Annotated in this window: 12 protein-coding genes; 3 read left to right on the top strand and 9 right to left on the bottom strand. The window is 67.9% G+C overall.

The genetic code is table 11. The features are described from left to right. The 6 genes from MFF56_RS21255 to MFF56_RS21230 form a co-directional block, all read right to left on the bottom strand. The coding region (locus tag MFF56_RS21255; protein ID WP_238230940.1) for a hypothetical protein at positions 1-357 on the bottom strand (357 nt) is incomplete at its 3' end. A 365-nt stretch (positions 358-722) separates the two neighbouring features. Then, a complete protein-coding gene (locus MFF56_RS21250) occupies positions 723-4,412 on the bottom strand; it encodes a vitamin B12-dependent ribonucleotide reductase (protein WP_238230938.1) in 3,690 nt (1,229 codons plus the stop codon). A gap of 425 nt (positions 4,413-4,837) precedes the next feature. Beyond that, on the bottom strand, positions 4,838-5,596 hold the full coding sequence (locus MFF56_RS21245) for a hypothetical protein (RefSeq protein WP_238230936.1): 759 nt from the start codon (positions 5,594-5,596) through the stop codon (positions 4,838-4,840). 8 nt (positions 5,597-5,604) lie between these two features. Then, a complete protein-coding gene (locus MFF56_RS21240; RefSeq protein WP_238230934.1) occupies positions 5,605-6,015 on the bottom strand; it encodes a hypothetical protein in 411 nt (136 codons plus the stop codon). 190 nt (positions 6,016-6,205) lie between these two features. Then, positions 6,206-7,264, bottom strand: coding sequence for a hypothetical protein (locus MFF56_RS21235; protein ID WP_238230932.1), 1,059 nt, complete (start codon positions 7,262-7,264; stop codon positions 6,206-6,208). Positions 7,265-7,594: 330 nt separating this feature from the next. After that, entirely contained in the window at positions 7,595-8,215 is a 621-nt protein-coding gene (locus MFF56_RS21230) for a type 4 pilus major pilin (RefSeq protein WP_238230930.1), read from the bottom strand. A 302-nt stretch (positions 8,216-8,517) separates the two neighbouring features. Here MFF56_RS21230 and MFF56_RS21225 point away from each other — a divergent pair, with 302 nt between their 5' ends. From MFF56_RS21225 to MFF56_RS21215, 3 genes are read left to right on the top strand one after another with little or no spacing between them, the layout of a single operon-like run. Next, a complete protein-coding gene (locus MFF56_RS21225) occupies positions 8,518-8,850 on the top strand; it encodes a hypothetical protein (protein ID WP_238230928.1) in 333 nt (110 codons plus the stop codon). A 25-nt stretch (positions 8,851-8,875) separates the two neighbouring features. Continuing rightward, entirely contained in the window at positions 8,876-9,808 is a 933-nt protein-coding gene (locus tag MFF56_RS21220) for a DNA cytosine methyltransferase (protein ID WP_238230926.1), read from the top strand. A 1-nt stretch (position 9,809) separates the two neighbouring features. After that, positions 9,810-10,847 (top strand): DNA cytosine methyltransferase, encoded by a 1,038-nt coding sequence (locus MFF56_RS21215; protein ID WP_283207438.1) that lies wholly within the window; start codon positions 9,810-9,812, stop codon positions 10,845-10,847. A 3-nt stretch (positions 10,848-10,850) separates the two neighbouring features. Here MFF56_RS21215 and MFF56_RS21210 read toward each other — a convergent pair whose 3' ends face one another. From MFF56_RS21210 to MFF56_RS21200, 3 genes are all read right to left on the bottom strand, one after another. After that, entirely contained in the window at positions 10,851-11,267 is a 417-nt protein-coding gene (locus tag MFF56_RS21210; protein ID WP_238230923.1) for a hypothetical protein, read from the bottom strand. Positions 11,268-11,269: 2 nt separating this feature from the next. Next, entirely contained in the window at positions 11,270-11,857 is a 588-nt protein-coding gene (locus tag MFF56_RS21205; RefSeq protein ID WP_238230921.1) for a hypothetical protein, read from the bottom strand. A 179-nt stretch (positions 11,858-12,036) separates the two neighbouring features. Then, complete coding sequence (locus MFF56_RS21200) at positions 12,037-13,545, bottom strand: AAA family ATPase (protein WP_238230920.1); 1,509 nt, start codon at positions 13,543-13,545, stop codon at positions 12,037-12,039. Between the last annotated feature and the right edge of the window lie 156 nt (positions 13,546-13,701).

Genomic DNA, 13,701 nt, shown 5'->3' with positions numbered 1-13,701 from the left:
GGTGAGCTGGGCGACGACGCCGCCGTAGCTGCCCTCCTGGTTGAAGGTGCAGTTGGTGGAGAGGATGGACCCGGTCTGGACGGGTGCGGCGCAGCCCGGGGGCAGGGGGGCTCCGACCATCTCGATGCGGTAGGGCGAGCGTCCGCCGGAGCCCTGCCAGGAGATGGAGTAGGTGCGCCCGTCGACCTTGTAGTAGGTGTTCGAGTTGACGACGTTGTTGGTGATGACGGGGACGGGGTAGGTGCCGGCGGCGGAGGGCTGGCGGAAGACGTAGGAGGCGGCCAGCAGCTCGGCCGGGTGGCCGACGGCCATCACGCCCGCGAGGGCGAAGGTGATGGCGCGACGAAGGAGTGACATGGCCGATCCGTTCCTTGGACGAGCCGCGATCCTAAGGGATGTACGAGGTGTAAGGCAAACGCTACTGAAGGCACCACCGGTGCTTCAGCGGCCGCCAGAACTGCCAGAAAGGTCGGCGCTTCATTCCTTCTGAGCGAAATTTCGGGTGTCTATCCCCAGCGGGAACCATTGAGGCTGCGCCGACGGTCCTCGATTGCTCCCATTGAGCACCGGAAAAAGCTGTCGACCGAGCCAGAGTAGGGAGCCTGATCGACTGATCTCCAATAGCCTATCGGGTTGCTTTTCTTGCAAGACGCAGCCCGATAGGCAGATTGGGGCCATATACCAGTGTCATGCCATGGGTGTAGATACCTACAGAGGTAATCCTACCCGCAGCCGCCACCTTCCTGGCAGTCGAGGCAAGCCTCGCATTTTCCAGTCCGTATCATGCGGGTCGAATTGCAGCGCGGGTTCGGGCAAACGTTGCCGGTGAACCCCTGCTGTTTCGCGATCGCCGTCTTCTGGGCGAGCGAGAGAGTCTCCTCGGCTTTCCCAGCGGGAGCCGCTGCAAGGGCGGCCGCAGCGGAGTCGAATGCCAGCGCGAGGGTGCCCGATACGGCAGGGGCCGGGCTTTTGTCGACCGGCGCCGGACGCACGAAGGCCTCGACCACGTTCGGGGCAGGCGTTGCGCCGCGGACGAGGCCGACCGAGATCGGCAACTGGACCTTCCCCTCGGTCGGATCACCCAGGGACGTTCCGCTGATCTCCGTCTCGACATGGGCAAGGTCGCTGCGGGACAGGTAGCTGACCGCGAGCTCGCGGAAGACGTAGTCGAGGAGCGATGTGGCGCTCTTGATCGCGTCGTTGCCCTGCACGAAGCCCGCCGGCTCGAAGCGGGTGAAGGTGAAGGCCTCGACGTACTCCTCCAGCGGCACGCCGTACTGCAGTCCGAGCGAGATCGCGATGGCGAAGTTGTTCATCAGGCTCCGGAAGGTCGCGCCCTCCTTGTGCATGTCGATGAAGATCTCGCCGAGACGCCCGTCGTCGTACTCGCCGGTGCGCAGATAGACCTTGTGGCCGCCGACCACCGCCTTCTGGGTGTAGCCCTTGCGCCGGGCCGGCAGCTTCTCGCGAGAGCGGACGCGCTCGACGCGCTCGATCACCCGTTCGACGACGCGCTCCGCGATGTGGGCGACCTTCGCCGAGGGCGCCATCCGGTCGAGCGCCTCCGTCGCATCGTCGTCGTCGTCATCCGAGACCAGGGCGGCGTTCAAGGGCTGCGACAGCTTGGAGCCGTCGCGATAGAGGGCGTTCGCCTTGAGCGCGAGGCGCCAGGACAGCAGGTAGGCCGCCTTGCAATCCTCGACCGTGGCGTCGTTCGGCATGTTGATGGTCTTGGAGATCGCCCCCGAGATGAAGGGCTGGGCCGCCGCCATCATGCGGATGTGGCTCTCGACCGAGAGGTAGCGCTTGCCGATGCGCCCGCACGGATTGGCGCAGTCGAACACCGCATAGTGCTCGGTCTTGAGGAAGGGCGCGCCCTCCAGCGTCATCGCTCCGCAGATATGGGTGTTGGCGGCCTCGATGTCGCGCTTGGTGAAGCCCAGGAAGGGCAGCAGCTCGAAGGTCGGGTCGGCGAGATTGTCCGCCGGCACCTTGAGGGTGTTCGTCAGGAAGTCGTCGCCCAGCGTCCAGCGGTTGAACACGAACTTGATGTCGAAGGCCGACTTCAGGCCCGCTTCGATCGCGGCGACCTTGTCATCCGAAAAACCCTTGGCGCGCAGCGTCGTCGGGTTGATCCCGGGCGCTTGGCCCATCGAGCCGTGGCCGACCGCGTAGGCCTCGATCTCGGCGATCTCGGACTCGCGGTAGCCGAGCGCCCGGAGCGCGTCGGGCGCGGCCTGGTTGATGATCTTGAAGTAGCCGCCGCCCGCGAGCTTCTTGAACTTCACCAGCGCGAAGTCGGGCTCGATGCCGGTGGTGTCGCAATCCATCACGAGGCCGATCGTGCCGGTCGGCGCGATCACGGTGGCCTGGGCGTTGCGGTAGCCGTGCTCCTCGCCGAGCGCCAGCGCCCGGTCCCAGGCCTCGACCGCGGCGTCGCTGAGGCCGTCGTAGCCGTGCTGTCGTGCCGAAGGGCCGCGAAGGCCTTCGTGGTCGAGCCCGACGGGCGTGATCGACAGCCCTTCGTAGCCGTCGCCATGCCCGTGAGCGGCGCGACGGTGGTTGCGGATGACGCGCTTCATGCTCTCGGCGTTCTCGGCGTAACCCTCGAAGGGTCCGAGCTCGGCCGCGATCTCGGCGGAGGTGGCGTAGGCCACGCCCGTCATGATCGCGGTGACCGCGCCGCAGATCGCGCGTCCCTCGCGGCTGTCGTACGCGATCCCGGTGGACATCAGCATCCCGCCGATGTTGGCGTACCCGAGTCCGAGGGTGCGGTATCGGTGGGAGAGCTCGGCGATCATGGCGCTGGGGAACTGCGCCATCGCCACGGAGATCTCGAGCACGATCGTCCACAGGCGGCTGACGTGCTCCAGCATGCCGACGTCGAAACGCTTCGTCCGCCGGTCGTACATCGTCAGCAGGTTGGCCGAAGCGAGATTGCAGGCCGTGTCGTCGAGGAACATGTACTCGGAGCACGGGTTCGAGCCGCGGATGCGGCCGCCCGCCGGGCAGGTGTGCCACTCGTTCATGGTGGTGTTGAAGTGCAGGCCGGGATCCGCCGAGGCCCAGGCCGCCTCGCCGATCTTCTCCCAGAGTTCGCGGGCCGGCAGCGTCTTCACGACCTCGCCGGTCGTGCGGGCCGTCAGCTTCCACTCCGCATCCGCCTCGACGGCGCGCAGGAAGTCGTCCGTGAGCGAGACCGAGTTGTTGGAGTTCTGGCCCGAAACCGTGAGGTAGGCCTCCGACTCCCAGTCGGTATCGTAGACGGGGAACTCGATGCTGGTGAAGCCCTGGGAGGCGAACTGCACCACGCGCTTGATGTAGGCGTCCGGCACCGAGGCGCGGCGCGCGGCCTTGATCTCGCGCTTGAGGACGGGATTGCGCTCGGGGTCGAAGCAAGCCGTCCCTTCGGCCTCGCAGTTCACGCAGGCCTTGAGGACGGCGTTCAGGTGCTTCGAGGCGACCTTGGAGCCAGTCACGAGCGCCGCGACCTTGTACTCCTCCTGGACCTTCCACTGGATGAAGGCCTCGATGTCGGGGTGGTCGATGTCGACGATGACCATCTTGGCGGCGCGGCGCGTGGTGCCGCCGGACTTGATGGAGGCCGCCGCCTTGTCGCCGATCTGCAGGAAGGACATCAGGCCCGACGACTTGCCGCCGCCGGACAGCTTCTCGTTGCGGCCGCGGACCATCGAGAAGTTCGAGCCCACGCCCGATCCGTACTTGAACAGGCGGGCCTCGCGCACCCACAGGTCCATGATGCCGCCCTCGTTGACGAGGTCGTCCTGCACGCTGGAGATGAAGCAGGCGTGCGGCTGCGGGTAGAGGTAGGACGATGCCGTCGGCACGGCTTTGCCGACAGCCGGATCCCAACGGAAGTGGCCCTGGCTCGGACCGTCGATGCCGTAGGCCCAGTGCAGGCCGGTGTTGAACCACTGCGGCGAGTTGGGAGCGGCCATCTGACGGGCCAGCATCGCGACCATCTCGTCGTAGAAGGCGCGCACGTTGGCCTCGCCCTCGAGGCCGCTTCCGAAGTAGCCCCCCTTGAAACCCCAATAGGACCAGCACCCGGCGAGCCGGTGGAACACTTCCCGGGAATCGGTCTCGCTGCCGTAGCGCTGATCCACCGGAAGAAGGGACAGGGCCTCCTCGTCGGCGACCGACCGCCAGAGGAAGGAAGGAACGTCGTTCTCCTCGACCTTGCGCAGGCGGGCGGGCACGCCGGCCTTGCGGAAGTACTTCTGCGCGAGCACGTCGCTCGCCACCTGCGACCAAGCCTCCGGCACCTGGATACCGGCGAGGCGGAAGACGACGGACCCGTCGGGGTTTCGGATCTCGCTGGTGACGTCCTTGAAGGTCAGACCGGCGTAGGGACCACCCTCCGCCGACGAGATGCGACGCTCGATCTTCATGGGGAGCCTTTCATCCACGGGAACGTACGGCGCCGTCCTGCGGCGCGCTGGCTGGAATGTGTTTCGGCGCGCTGGCCGCCGCGCTTCACGAAGGAACGGGCTAGGATCCGAGCATGAAAATCACAACGAATCGCCCACATGTAGTGGGCCCGTCGAAGGAATGATCCACATACTGCGTGGTCCAAGGCGTCGCGCGGGCCCGAACGAGGTGTCGTCCACGAATCCGCAGCTGCGGGATCGAAGGAATGGCGGTCGTGGAAGGAGTAAGCCGTCGACCGGGCTTGTCAATCGCTAATTCGTTGCCGGACACCCCTCGGCCGGCTGCCGAGGGCAAGCGAAGCCGTTCGATGCCTCGATGCAACGTCGCGTCCGCGGATCGGTGCGGCTTCCTGCCGGATGCAGGGGCGACGGCGAGCCCGGCGGCGTCAGATCGCCGACGGGGCGGGCGTGGCGGAGCCTGCGAGAGGAAACAGTACGGCCTCGGGCATGGCCTCGAGATACTCCTCGTCGTCGACGTCCGCCCAAACGACTGGAAGCGCGGTCCAGGCCGACAAGATCTCGGGGAAAATGCCGCCCCGCGGAGCGGACAGCCGCTCGGGCGCGTAGTCCTCGGCGAACCATACCCCGTCGAGGGTGCGCCCGAGGTAGTGAGGAGCGGCTTCGCGCGCCCACAGGATGGCGGCGAAGTCGATGGCGAACAAGGAATCGACCGGACCGCAGCCGAGACGCCGCGCAAGCTCCTCCGTGGCGACGTGGCCCATGTGCGGCTCGACCGCCGGGCCGCCGTCCGGACCGTCCGCGAACTCGTCGACCTCCGCCTCGGCCTGTTGCCGGGCGTCGAACAGGAAGTGGCTCCACTCCTCGGTTTCGTCGTCGTACCGCCAAGCCTTATACTGTTCGCGGAGGGCAATCAGTCCCTCGCTCTCCGCCCAGCGCACGATGACGTCCCGCAGTTCGGGATCGCGCAGGGCGGCGAGGACGTCGAGGAAGGCCGCTTCATCGCGCTCCAGCGCGAAGAGAGGGCTGCCACCGAGCCTCGCGATCCCGACCCAGCTCTCCGGGCAGAGCGAGACGGAAAGGCACGGCCCCTCCTGGCTCGAGCGGTGCAGCACCCCCCGGAGGGCGGGGTCCAGGGTGCCGACGTGGTAGACCCGCGGCAGACTGAGGACCGGAACGGATGGCATAGGCGGGTTCATCCTCTCGTCCCGTAGGACACCTTCGCTGCCACTTCGGAGGCGACGTAGTCGCGCAGCATGATCTCGTACTGACCGACGAGCTCCCCGTCTGCCAGATCCGCGCCGACGAGCTCGCCGAGACGCCGCAGGTACTCCTCGCCCGCGGAGCGCAGGCTGGCCGGCTCCGCGTCCGGGATCGCCGTCATCGTGGGCCATGCGGCGCCGAAGGCGAGGTCCTCCGTGATCTGGAAGCCGGGCGCACGCCGTTCGATGGCCTCCACCGTCCGATCGATGATGTCATGGCCGATCCAGAACTGGGCTGCCAGATCCCCTTCGGTGACCCCGATCCGGTCCTGCACGACCTTGAACAGGGCGTTCGAGGTCGTGACGACGTACTCCTGAAGCAGGCGTTCCCGGTCCCAGCTCATGGTCATCTCCCGCTGCCACCGCCAGCATGGCCGCGGTGGGCGCAAAGCGGAAGCGGCGCCTGCGCAGCCGTGCATCCGGTCCTCCGCCCTTCTCGGCGACGCGCCGCATGGACCGGACCGCGCACGACCGAAAGGGCCCCCTCCTCGCGGAGAGAGCCCCTCGCCGATCGCGACGTTTGCAGAGGAGGCTTCAGTCCTTCGCCACGACCCGCTCGCGCCCGCAGGAGGTCCGCTCGTATCCGTCGGCACGGTACGTGGAGCACGGCCTGCAGTATTGGATCGTCCGGGCTTCGGTGCCCCGGTAGATCGTCCGCTCCGAGCAGCGGGTCACGCGCCTGCGCAGCCGCTCGTCGTCCCACCGCTTCGCACGGGGGAGATAATCGTCCATCCGGCCGCGCGGGTACGGACCCAGGGCGGAGCGCTCCTCCGGCGGGTATGCGTCGCGCACGTCGCCGCGGCCGCGTGGCACATCGCGCCAAACCGGCCCGCCGAATTCCTCGGGAGCCGCCGCCGCGCGCCCCGTCGCCCGCAGGCCGCCGCCGTAGGTCGCCCACACGGCGGACGTGTAGTACTGCGACCGCTGCAACGGGCCGCCCGCGACCGCGTAGTAGTCGCCGGTCGGCGCGAGGGCGAAGCCGCCCTGGTAGGCCGGGCTGCCGTAGCGGGCCGCCTGCGCGTTGCCGATCGAGCGCGAGTAGCGGTTCGGGCTCGGATAGATCCCGCCCTGGTATGCCGCCGGGTCGGTCAAGCCGGCGTTGGGATCGTAGCCGGGCGTGTAGCCGATGCCGCGGACGTTGAACGTGTTGTACCCGCCGTAAGGGCCGTGGCCGTTGAAGTCGTAGCCACCACCGCTGTAGTAGCTCGCGGGATAGTCGCGACCGTTGTTCTGGTCGTTGTAGTAGGAGTAGGGGGGCAGGTAGGCGCTCGGAGCCGTGTAATACGTGGGCGGCCGGTAACCCGAGTAGTCGGTATCGTAGTAGCCGCCGAAGCCGATGCCGCGGTAGCCGCCACCGTATCCGTACCCGTAGCCTGGACCATAGCCGTCGCCGTAGGCGCCGTAGCCGTAGGGATCGTAGACCCGCTTCTGGGTCGTGTAGCCGAATCCGCCGGGGAATCGCTGATAGGCGGCATAGTCGCTGCCCGGCTGGACGTAGGGCGTGTTCGGGTACCAGTTCTGATAGAGGTTGGCGGCGTGCGCCCCGCCGCCGACGCCCATGGCGAGCGCCAGCGCTGCTGTCCTCAGAAACATGAAAGCCTCCGTTCTCTGCAAGCGCATGAACGGAGGCGGCAAGCTCTCGGTTTCGGACGAAATTCGAGCTGGCGGCCCTATTCCTGAGGCGGGACTCGGAAAAGTCAGATGCCGTCTGACTTCTTCGGCGGAAGACTCGACGAACTTCGTTGGAGGGTGCTTCGACACTTCGTTGGCGACCACCCCTCATGCCGCGCGACGAACCCCGCCGGGGCGAAGCGTGGTCCGAGAGGAAGACACGGAGCCGAGACGGGGGCGCATGCGGACGGACCAACGAAAAACGGGGCCCGAAGGCCCCGTCCGCCATTGCCGGGATGCCTTCGCAGAGGCTCAGAAGAACGTCCAGGCGATCGACGAGGTGTTGTTGTTGCCGCAGGCTTGGCCGGCCTCGACGGGATTCATCGGTCCCGTCGAGCCGCTGCTGCCGCCGGAGCCGCCGAGCGACTGCACGCTCGAGGATCCGCTGACGGTCAGCAGACCGCGGCCGAAGTCCATCGTCAGCATCTTCGAGCAGGCATCCGACGGGAGGCCGTTGAAGACCACTTGGAAGTTCGCCCCGTCCGCGGTCGCGCCGAGGAGCACGGGGCCGTTGAAGGCATGACGCAGCCCGGCGCCGTCTGCGGTCACCATCTTGGCCGGCACGGAACGCGTGGCGATCAGAGCCTGCTCCATGGTGCCGGTGCTGGTGATGTAGGAGGCCTGACCGGCGTAGACGGTGCGGATCGCCTGCTGGATGGCCGCAAGCTGGCTGGTCGCCTCGTTGGTCTTCGAGCCCACCGAAGCGTTCTGGAAGAACAGCATGACGCCCGCGAGGAACACCGCCGCGAGGGCGAGCACCATCGCGGTCTCGATCAGCGTCAGACCGCGGCGGCGGGCGGCAGCGCGGATGGCGGCCAGCTCACGGCGCACTTCATAGCCGCGTCCTGCGACGCGGAGCATCATAGCCTTCATGTTGCACTCCTTGTCGCCGCAGCGACGATCCGATGACGGCCCTCCGTCGCGTCGCTCCTTCGCGAAGGAGCGGCCGGAAGGCATCGGATTATTAGGTCGGAATTTTCTTGGTTGCAAATGCGTGAATGCGGATGGGGAGAAGGAACGGAAAATAGGGACGTGACCGCTGCGTTCGGCAAGGCGGCAGCCAGGATCTCCCACCGCGAGGCGAAGGCGTGGCCCGAGCCGGAACCGCCACGATCGAAGCTGTCGCTCGGCCAGTTCCGTTGACGGTCCGCTAACCAGTGCCGTGCGATTTCGCGATGCGTGCAGGTTCGAAGGAACCGAACAAGGAATGGCTTGTTGCCATCCGTGTGACGAACCGGCATCATCGGGCTCATTCCTTCATGGGCCTTCCGCACGGACAGGACACGAGAAGGTTCGAGGACATGGACGAGCGTCGCATCATCGTACAGCTGCCCGACGCCGCACGTATGGCCGCGATCGTCGACGCCATCGAGACCCGGATGGTCCGTCACCGCAGACAGGCCGTCGTCGACGCCCTTCTGGCGAACGCCCACACCCCCTACATCCGCCCTGGCCGGGTCGGCACGGAACTCCGCCGCCGCATCGCCGCCGAGGGGCGCGTGGCCTGACGCGGAACGCATGACGGCGCCGACCATGCTCGACCTGTTCTCCGGCGCCTGCGGCGGCTGGAGCCTGGGCATGGAACGGGCCGGCTTCCGCACGCTCGCCGCCTGCGAGATCGATCCCTGGCGGCGCCGGGTCTACGGCGCCAATTTCCCGCACGCGAGGCTCTATGACGATGTCGGAGCCCTCACGGCAACTCGCCTTCTGGCCGACCTCGGAGGCAGGGCTCCGGACGTCGTCTGCGCCAGCCCTCCGTGCCAAGACGTCTCCGCCGCCAACGTGCGCGGACGAGGTCTCGACGGCGACAGGTCGGGGACCGGCTTCGACCACGCCCTTCGCCTCGCCGCCGAACTGCGGCCGCGTTGGCTTGCTCTTGAGAACTCACCTCGCCTCCGAACTCGCGGAGCGGACCGGGTGCTCGCCGGCTTGGAGCAGATCGGCTACACCCCAACGCCGGTCGTGGTGGGTGCTTGGCACGCCGGGCTTCTTCACCGGCGCCAACGGTGCTGGATCCTCGCTGTTACCGACACCCCTCGCGCAGGAACAGCAGGGTGGGGTTCGCCTGGAAGGTGGCTCGAATTCGCGCAAACGCATGCGGGCGCTGGGCATCCTGCCGACGCCGACGAAGTCGGAGGTCCGGGGCGGCGCCGTCGAGCCGAATGCGGAGAAGAAGCGGGGCGGCAACCTGCGGAGCCTGTTCGCCTCCCCACGCACGAGGAACGCCGTCGGGGAAGGAACGGATCTGATCAGCTCTTTCCGCATGATCCTCCATGGGTCCACGCCGGAGAAAAGCTTGGCCGCTCTCTACGAGGTTTTGATGGGGTTTCCGACTGGTTGGCTCGCGCATGCTGCAGCGCGTTCGGAGACGCGGTCGTCCCGCAGATCAGCTACGCGATCGGACGTGCCATCCTGAAGACCGAGGCCGATCTCGCTGCGGCCGACGAGCGGCGGATCGCGGCCTGACATGCCCTGCCGCGTCGTCGATCTCTTCTCCGGGGCCGGAGGAACGAGCTGCGGACTCAGGCAGGCGGGCATGACGCCGGCAGCCGCCGTCGACATCGACGCGGGCGCGCTGGCCACCTACGCGAGGAACTTCCCCGAAGCCCGTACCTTCGCGGCCGACATCCGGGGCGTCGCGGTCGATGAGATCGCCTCCGCCCTCGCGCCGGCCTCGCGGAGTGCGCTGCTTCTGGCCGCGTGCGCGCCTTGCCAGCCGTTCTCGAAGCAGAACAGGCAGAAGCGGCCAGACGACGCCCGGGCCGATCTGCTGGGCGAGGTCGTCCGGTTCGTGGGGGGACTGGAGCCGGACTTCATCCTCATCGAGAACGTCCCCGCCATCAGGCAGCAGGACCGTCCCGATGAGGGGCCGCTTCATTCCTTCCTGGAGCGGATCGGGCGGCTCGGCTATCACTCCGTGGCGGAGACCGTCCAGGTCGCCGACTACGGTGTGCCTCAGCACCGTCCCCGCTTGGTCGTGCTGGCCAGCCGCCTGGGGCCGATCTCCCTGCCGGCACCCACGCACGGGGCCGGGCGGCGCCCATACGCCACCGTGCGGGACGCCATCGCGCACCTGCCCGCGATCCCCGCCGGCGGGGAATGCCCCTCGGTGGCGAACCACAGGGCGTCCGGCCTCTCGGAGACGAACCTGCGCCGGATCAGGGCGACCCCGCCCGGGGCGGACCGCCGCTCCTGGAGCAAGGACCTCAGGCTCGCCTGCCACGAAGGTGTGGACGGCTACACCGACGTCTACGGCCGCATGTGCTGGGACCGTCCTGCGCCGGCTCTGACCACGCGCTGCAACTCCCTCAGCAACGGCCGCTTCGGCCATCCCCAGCAGGACCGTGCCGTCAGCGCCCGGGAAGCGGCCGCCCTCCAGTCCTTTCCAGACGATTTCGCATTCGTCGGTTCGATGGAGGCGGTGGCCCGCCAGATCGGAAACGCCGTACCACCCCTGCTGGCGCGTCGGCTGGCCGAGGCCTTCCTGCCGCTGCGCCAAGCCTGACCGTCAGGGGCTCACGAGCACTTGGCAGAGGATGTCGGACACGCCGCCCTCCTTCTCGCCGATGAAGGCCATGCCGTTCCCGTTCGGTAATTTGACCATGATCCGGGTCGCCCGGCCGTTGTCCAGTATCAGAAGGCGCAGACCGTCGCGGTCGACCTCCCATGCCTTCCAGATCTTCACCTTCGCGGCCCTTAGCAGGGGAGGATAGTTGCTGGACGCCTTGGCCACCTGGGCGGTCCCCTGGCCGGTCAGATGAAACTCGATGGTCGTTCCCGGCGCCACGCAGTTGCTGATCCCGCTCTTCAGGAACGGCTTGCCTCCCTGGGGCACTTCGCCCTGGGCGGCGTAGGCGGACGGGCATGCGGCGGCGAGCAAGGCCGCGGCGAGAAGGATCGCGCGCATCATCAGGTTTCCCGTCATCGTCACCGTCCGCTTCTGTAGCGCAGGCAGTCCCGCAGGACCTCGTCGGACGTGAACGGCTTCATGGGCCCGACCTTGGCCGCCTCGAAGAAGCGCGGGATGGCCTTGTCGAGGTCGGTCGTACGGAGGTACTTCACTGCCGAGTTGCCGGATCCGAACAGCAGGATCAGGTCGCTGGCCGCCACGACGCGGTCGAAGTCCTTGGCCGTCGCAGGCGTGCGGTCGAAGAACATCTCCGACTTGATCAACTCGCCGGGAAGCGAGAAGGCGCTTGTCTCGTTGACGAGGAAGCGGCCCTCGATCTTCTGGAACGTCGACGGGAAGTCTTCTTTGAGGTCGCGCACCTTCCGCATCTCGAAGCTGATGTGGATGAAGTTGTCCGGGTCGCGCGGGCAGTTGTAGAGTTCAACGTTCGGCATGTCGCCGTCCGGCTTGACGGCGAAGCGTCTGTAGATGCGCTTGTCCGGGAACTTGTCGGCCGCGCGGACGAACCATGAGGAATGCGTCAGCATGGCCTGTTGAGCCGAAGCGGCGGAGGGCAGAGCCAACGCCGCGATGAGGGCGAGGACGGGAATGCGGTGGCGCGCCAAGGAAGGCCTCGATCCAGAAATTGGAGCTCGTTGCTGAAGACTACATGCCGCCGGGTCAGGTTGCGACGGCGCGACGCGAGGCTTTTCTTGCCACCGTCAACGGTCGGTTACTCCTTCGGGCGTCCAGGCGCCGATCTTTCCCCCGGGATCCATTCCGCTGCCGGAGGGCTGGGGGCGCCTCAGTTGAGTTGCCGGCCCCCGTCCATGTCGTCGCGCAGCTGCAGGCCCGCTTTCACGCCGATCATCCGACGATAGGCCTTCCTCAGGACCCGGAGCGAGCCGCTGGATCCGTCGAACAGGTCCCTGAACCGCTTCAGATCCTCGCGCGTGGTCTTCGGGAATGCCGACGGATGGATGCCCAGGCGCTCGATCACGTCGTCGCGGATCGCCTCCAGGATGACGGGCACGTGCTCGGACTTCGGCCTCGGGATCCGCTGGACGTCGAAACGGTCGAGGAGCGCGCTCTCCAGGAGCTTCTCGTCGTTGGCGATGCCGATGAACGTGACCGCGGACAGGTCGATCGGGGCCATCAGGCAGGAATCGTGGTACTCCTGGGCCTCCTCCATCATCGACAGCGCGGTGCCCATGACGCTGCCGTTCTGACCGCCGGGGCGGCTGGCCTTGTCGATCTCGTCCAGGATCATGAGCGGGTTCGCGCAACCGTGCTCCGCCATCGCCTGGGCGGGCGCGCAGGCGCGGGCCGTCGACCAACCGCGGGAGAAGGCCGCCAGTCCGCCGTGGTCGGACGACCCGCCGCAGGGCACGAGCACGCGGGGGAGGCCGAAGAGGTCGCCGATCGCCTTGGCGAGGCGCGTCTTGCCCGATCCGGGTTCTCCCACGAGGAGGATGGGCTCGATCGTGACGGTCGCGCCGCCTCCGTAGATCGGGTCGGCGGAGTGGCCGAGCCCCGCGAGCGTCAGCAGGTCGGCCTGGCTCTGCAGATGCTCGGCGACGCACATCGCCCACGGCCACTTGCGCTCAAAGAACGCCATGATCTCGCCCGGCTTCGGCACGCGCCCGACGCAGGGGATCGGGCCGCCGAGCAGGGCGGCGTAGCGCTTGGCGAGCGCCGTTCCCTCCGTGGAGGCTGGGTCGCCGATGCCCTGCCGCAGCACGACCTTCCCGCGAGGGAACGCGGCCGATGCGCTCCGCCGGCTCTCTCTGGGCAGCCCTCGCGCAGGGTCTGCGAGGGGCTGGGGCGGAACCACGCGCGGAATCCCCGCCCCCCGTCCCCGACCTGTCCGAAGCCCGCCGATCGGCCCTGCCGCGGCAGGGCGATCCGTGCCCGCCGCCGTAGCCACGTTGAACCAGTGCTGGGCAAGGCTCGACAGATCGGCCTGGGGCCTCCGCGGGAACTCCGCGGCCGACTCTGCGGACAGGGAGCGCCCGATCTCCATGGCGGCGGCGACGTGTCCCCGGCAGGCCGCGATCCACAGCCAGGAGAGCCCGAGGCCGCGATGCATCGTCCCTTCCACCGGCGAAGCGTCGAGAGCGCTCGCGACGAGCGCCATGCCGACGGCGTAGGCCGCATCCGGTCCGCCCGCGACGGCGCTCGACGCCATGCGGTTGAAGAGCGTGTCGACGGAGACCCCCGCGAGAGCCGCCGCGGCATTGCGGACGCCTTCGCCGGCCGCGTGGGGCTCGAGCCACATCTCGTCCACCCGCGGCGACAGCCGTTCAGCGTCCATCCCGTCAACCCCGCCGATGTTCCGGCCGGCCCGCCGCGGCGCCGGAAGAGCGCACCGTCGCGACCTCCGGTAGCGATGTCAACTCGGGAGCCGGGGACGGGTTCGACCGCTGCGGTCTTTCGGTACGAAGCCTTAACGCTCCTTTCCATCGCCAAG

It is taken from the genome of Methylobacterium hispanicum (assembly GCF_022179285.1).
In the GTDB taxonomy this organism is placed as follows: Bacteria; Pseudomonadota; Alphaproteobacteria; order Rhizobiales; family Beijerinckiaceae; genus Methylobacterium; species Methylobacterium hispanicum.
This window is presented reverse-complemented; position numbering and strand designations above follow the sequence as displayed.

Bases quoted from the DNA above. Each gene is read 5' to 3' on its own strand.
- MFF56_RS21220 (WP_238230926.1), top strand. From the start codon at position 8,876: ATGCTCGACCTGTTCTCCGGCGCCTGCGGCGGCTGGAGCCTGGGCATG.
- MFF56_RS21215 (WP_283207438.1), top strand. From the start codon at position 9,810: ATGCCCTGCCGCGTCGTCGATCTCTTCTCCGGGGCCGGAGGAACGAGC.
- MFF56_RS21230 (WP_238230930.1), bottom strand. From the start codon at position 8,215: ATGAAGGCTATGATGCTCCGCGTCGCAGGACGCGGCTATGAAGTGCGC.
- MFF56_RS21245 (WP_238230936.1), bottom strand. From the start codon at position 5,596: ATGCCATCCGTTCCGGTCCTCAGTCTGCCGCGGGTCTACCACGTCGGC.
- MFF56_RS21225 (WP_238230928.1), top strand. From the start codon at position 8,518: ATGCGTGCAGGTTCGAAGGAACCGAACAAGGAATGGCTTGTTGCCATC.
- MFF56_RS21210 (WP_238230923.1), bottom strand. From the start codon at position 11,267: ATGACGGGAAACCTGATGATGCGCGCGATCCTTCTCGCCGCGGCCTTG.
- MFF56_RS21200 (WP_238230920.1), bottom strand. From the start codon at position 13,545: ATGGACGCTGAACGGCTGTCGCCGCGGGTGGACGAGATGTGGCTCGAG.
- MFF56_RS21240 (WP_238230934.1), bottom strand. From the start codon at position 6,015: ATGAGCTGGGACCGGGAACGCCTGCTTCAGGAGTACGTCGTCACGACC.
- MFF56_RS21235 (WP_238230932.1), bottom strand. From the start codon at position 7,264: ATGTTTCTGAGGACAGCAGCGCTGGCGCTCGCCATGGGCGTCGGCGGC.
- MFF56_RS21250 (WP_238230938.1), bottom strand. From the start codon at position 4,412: ATGAAGATCGAGCGTCGCATCTCGTCGGCGGAGGGTGGTCCCTACGCC.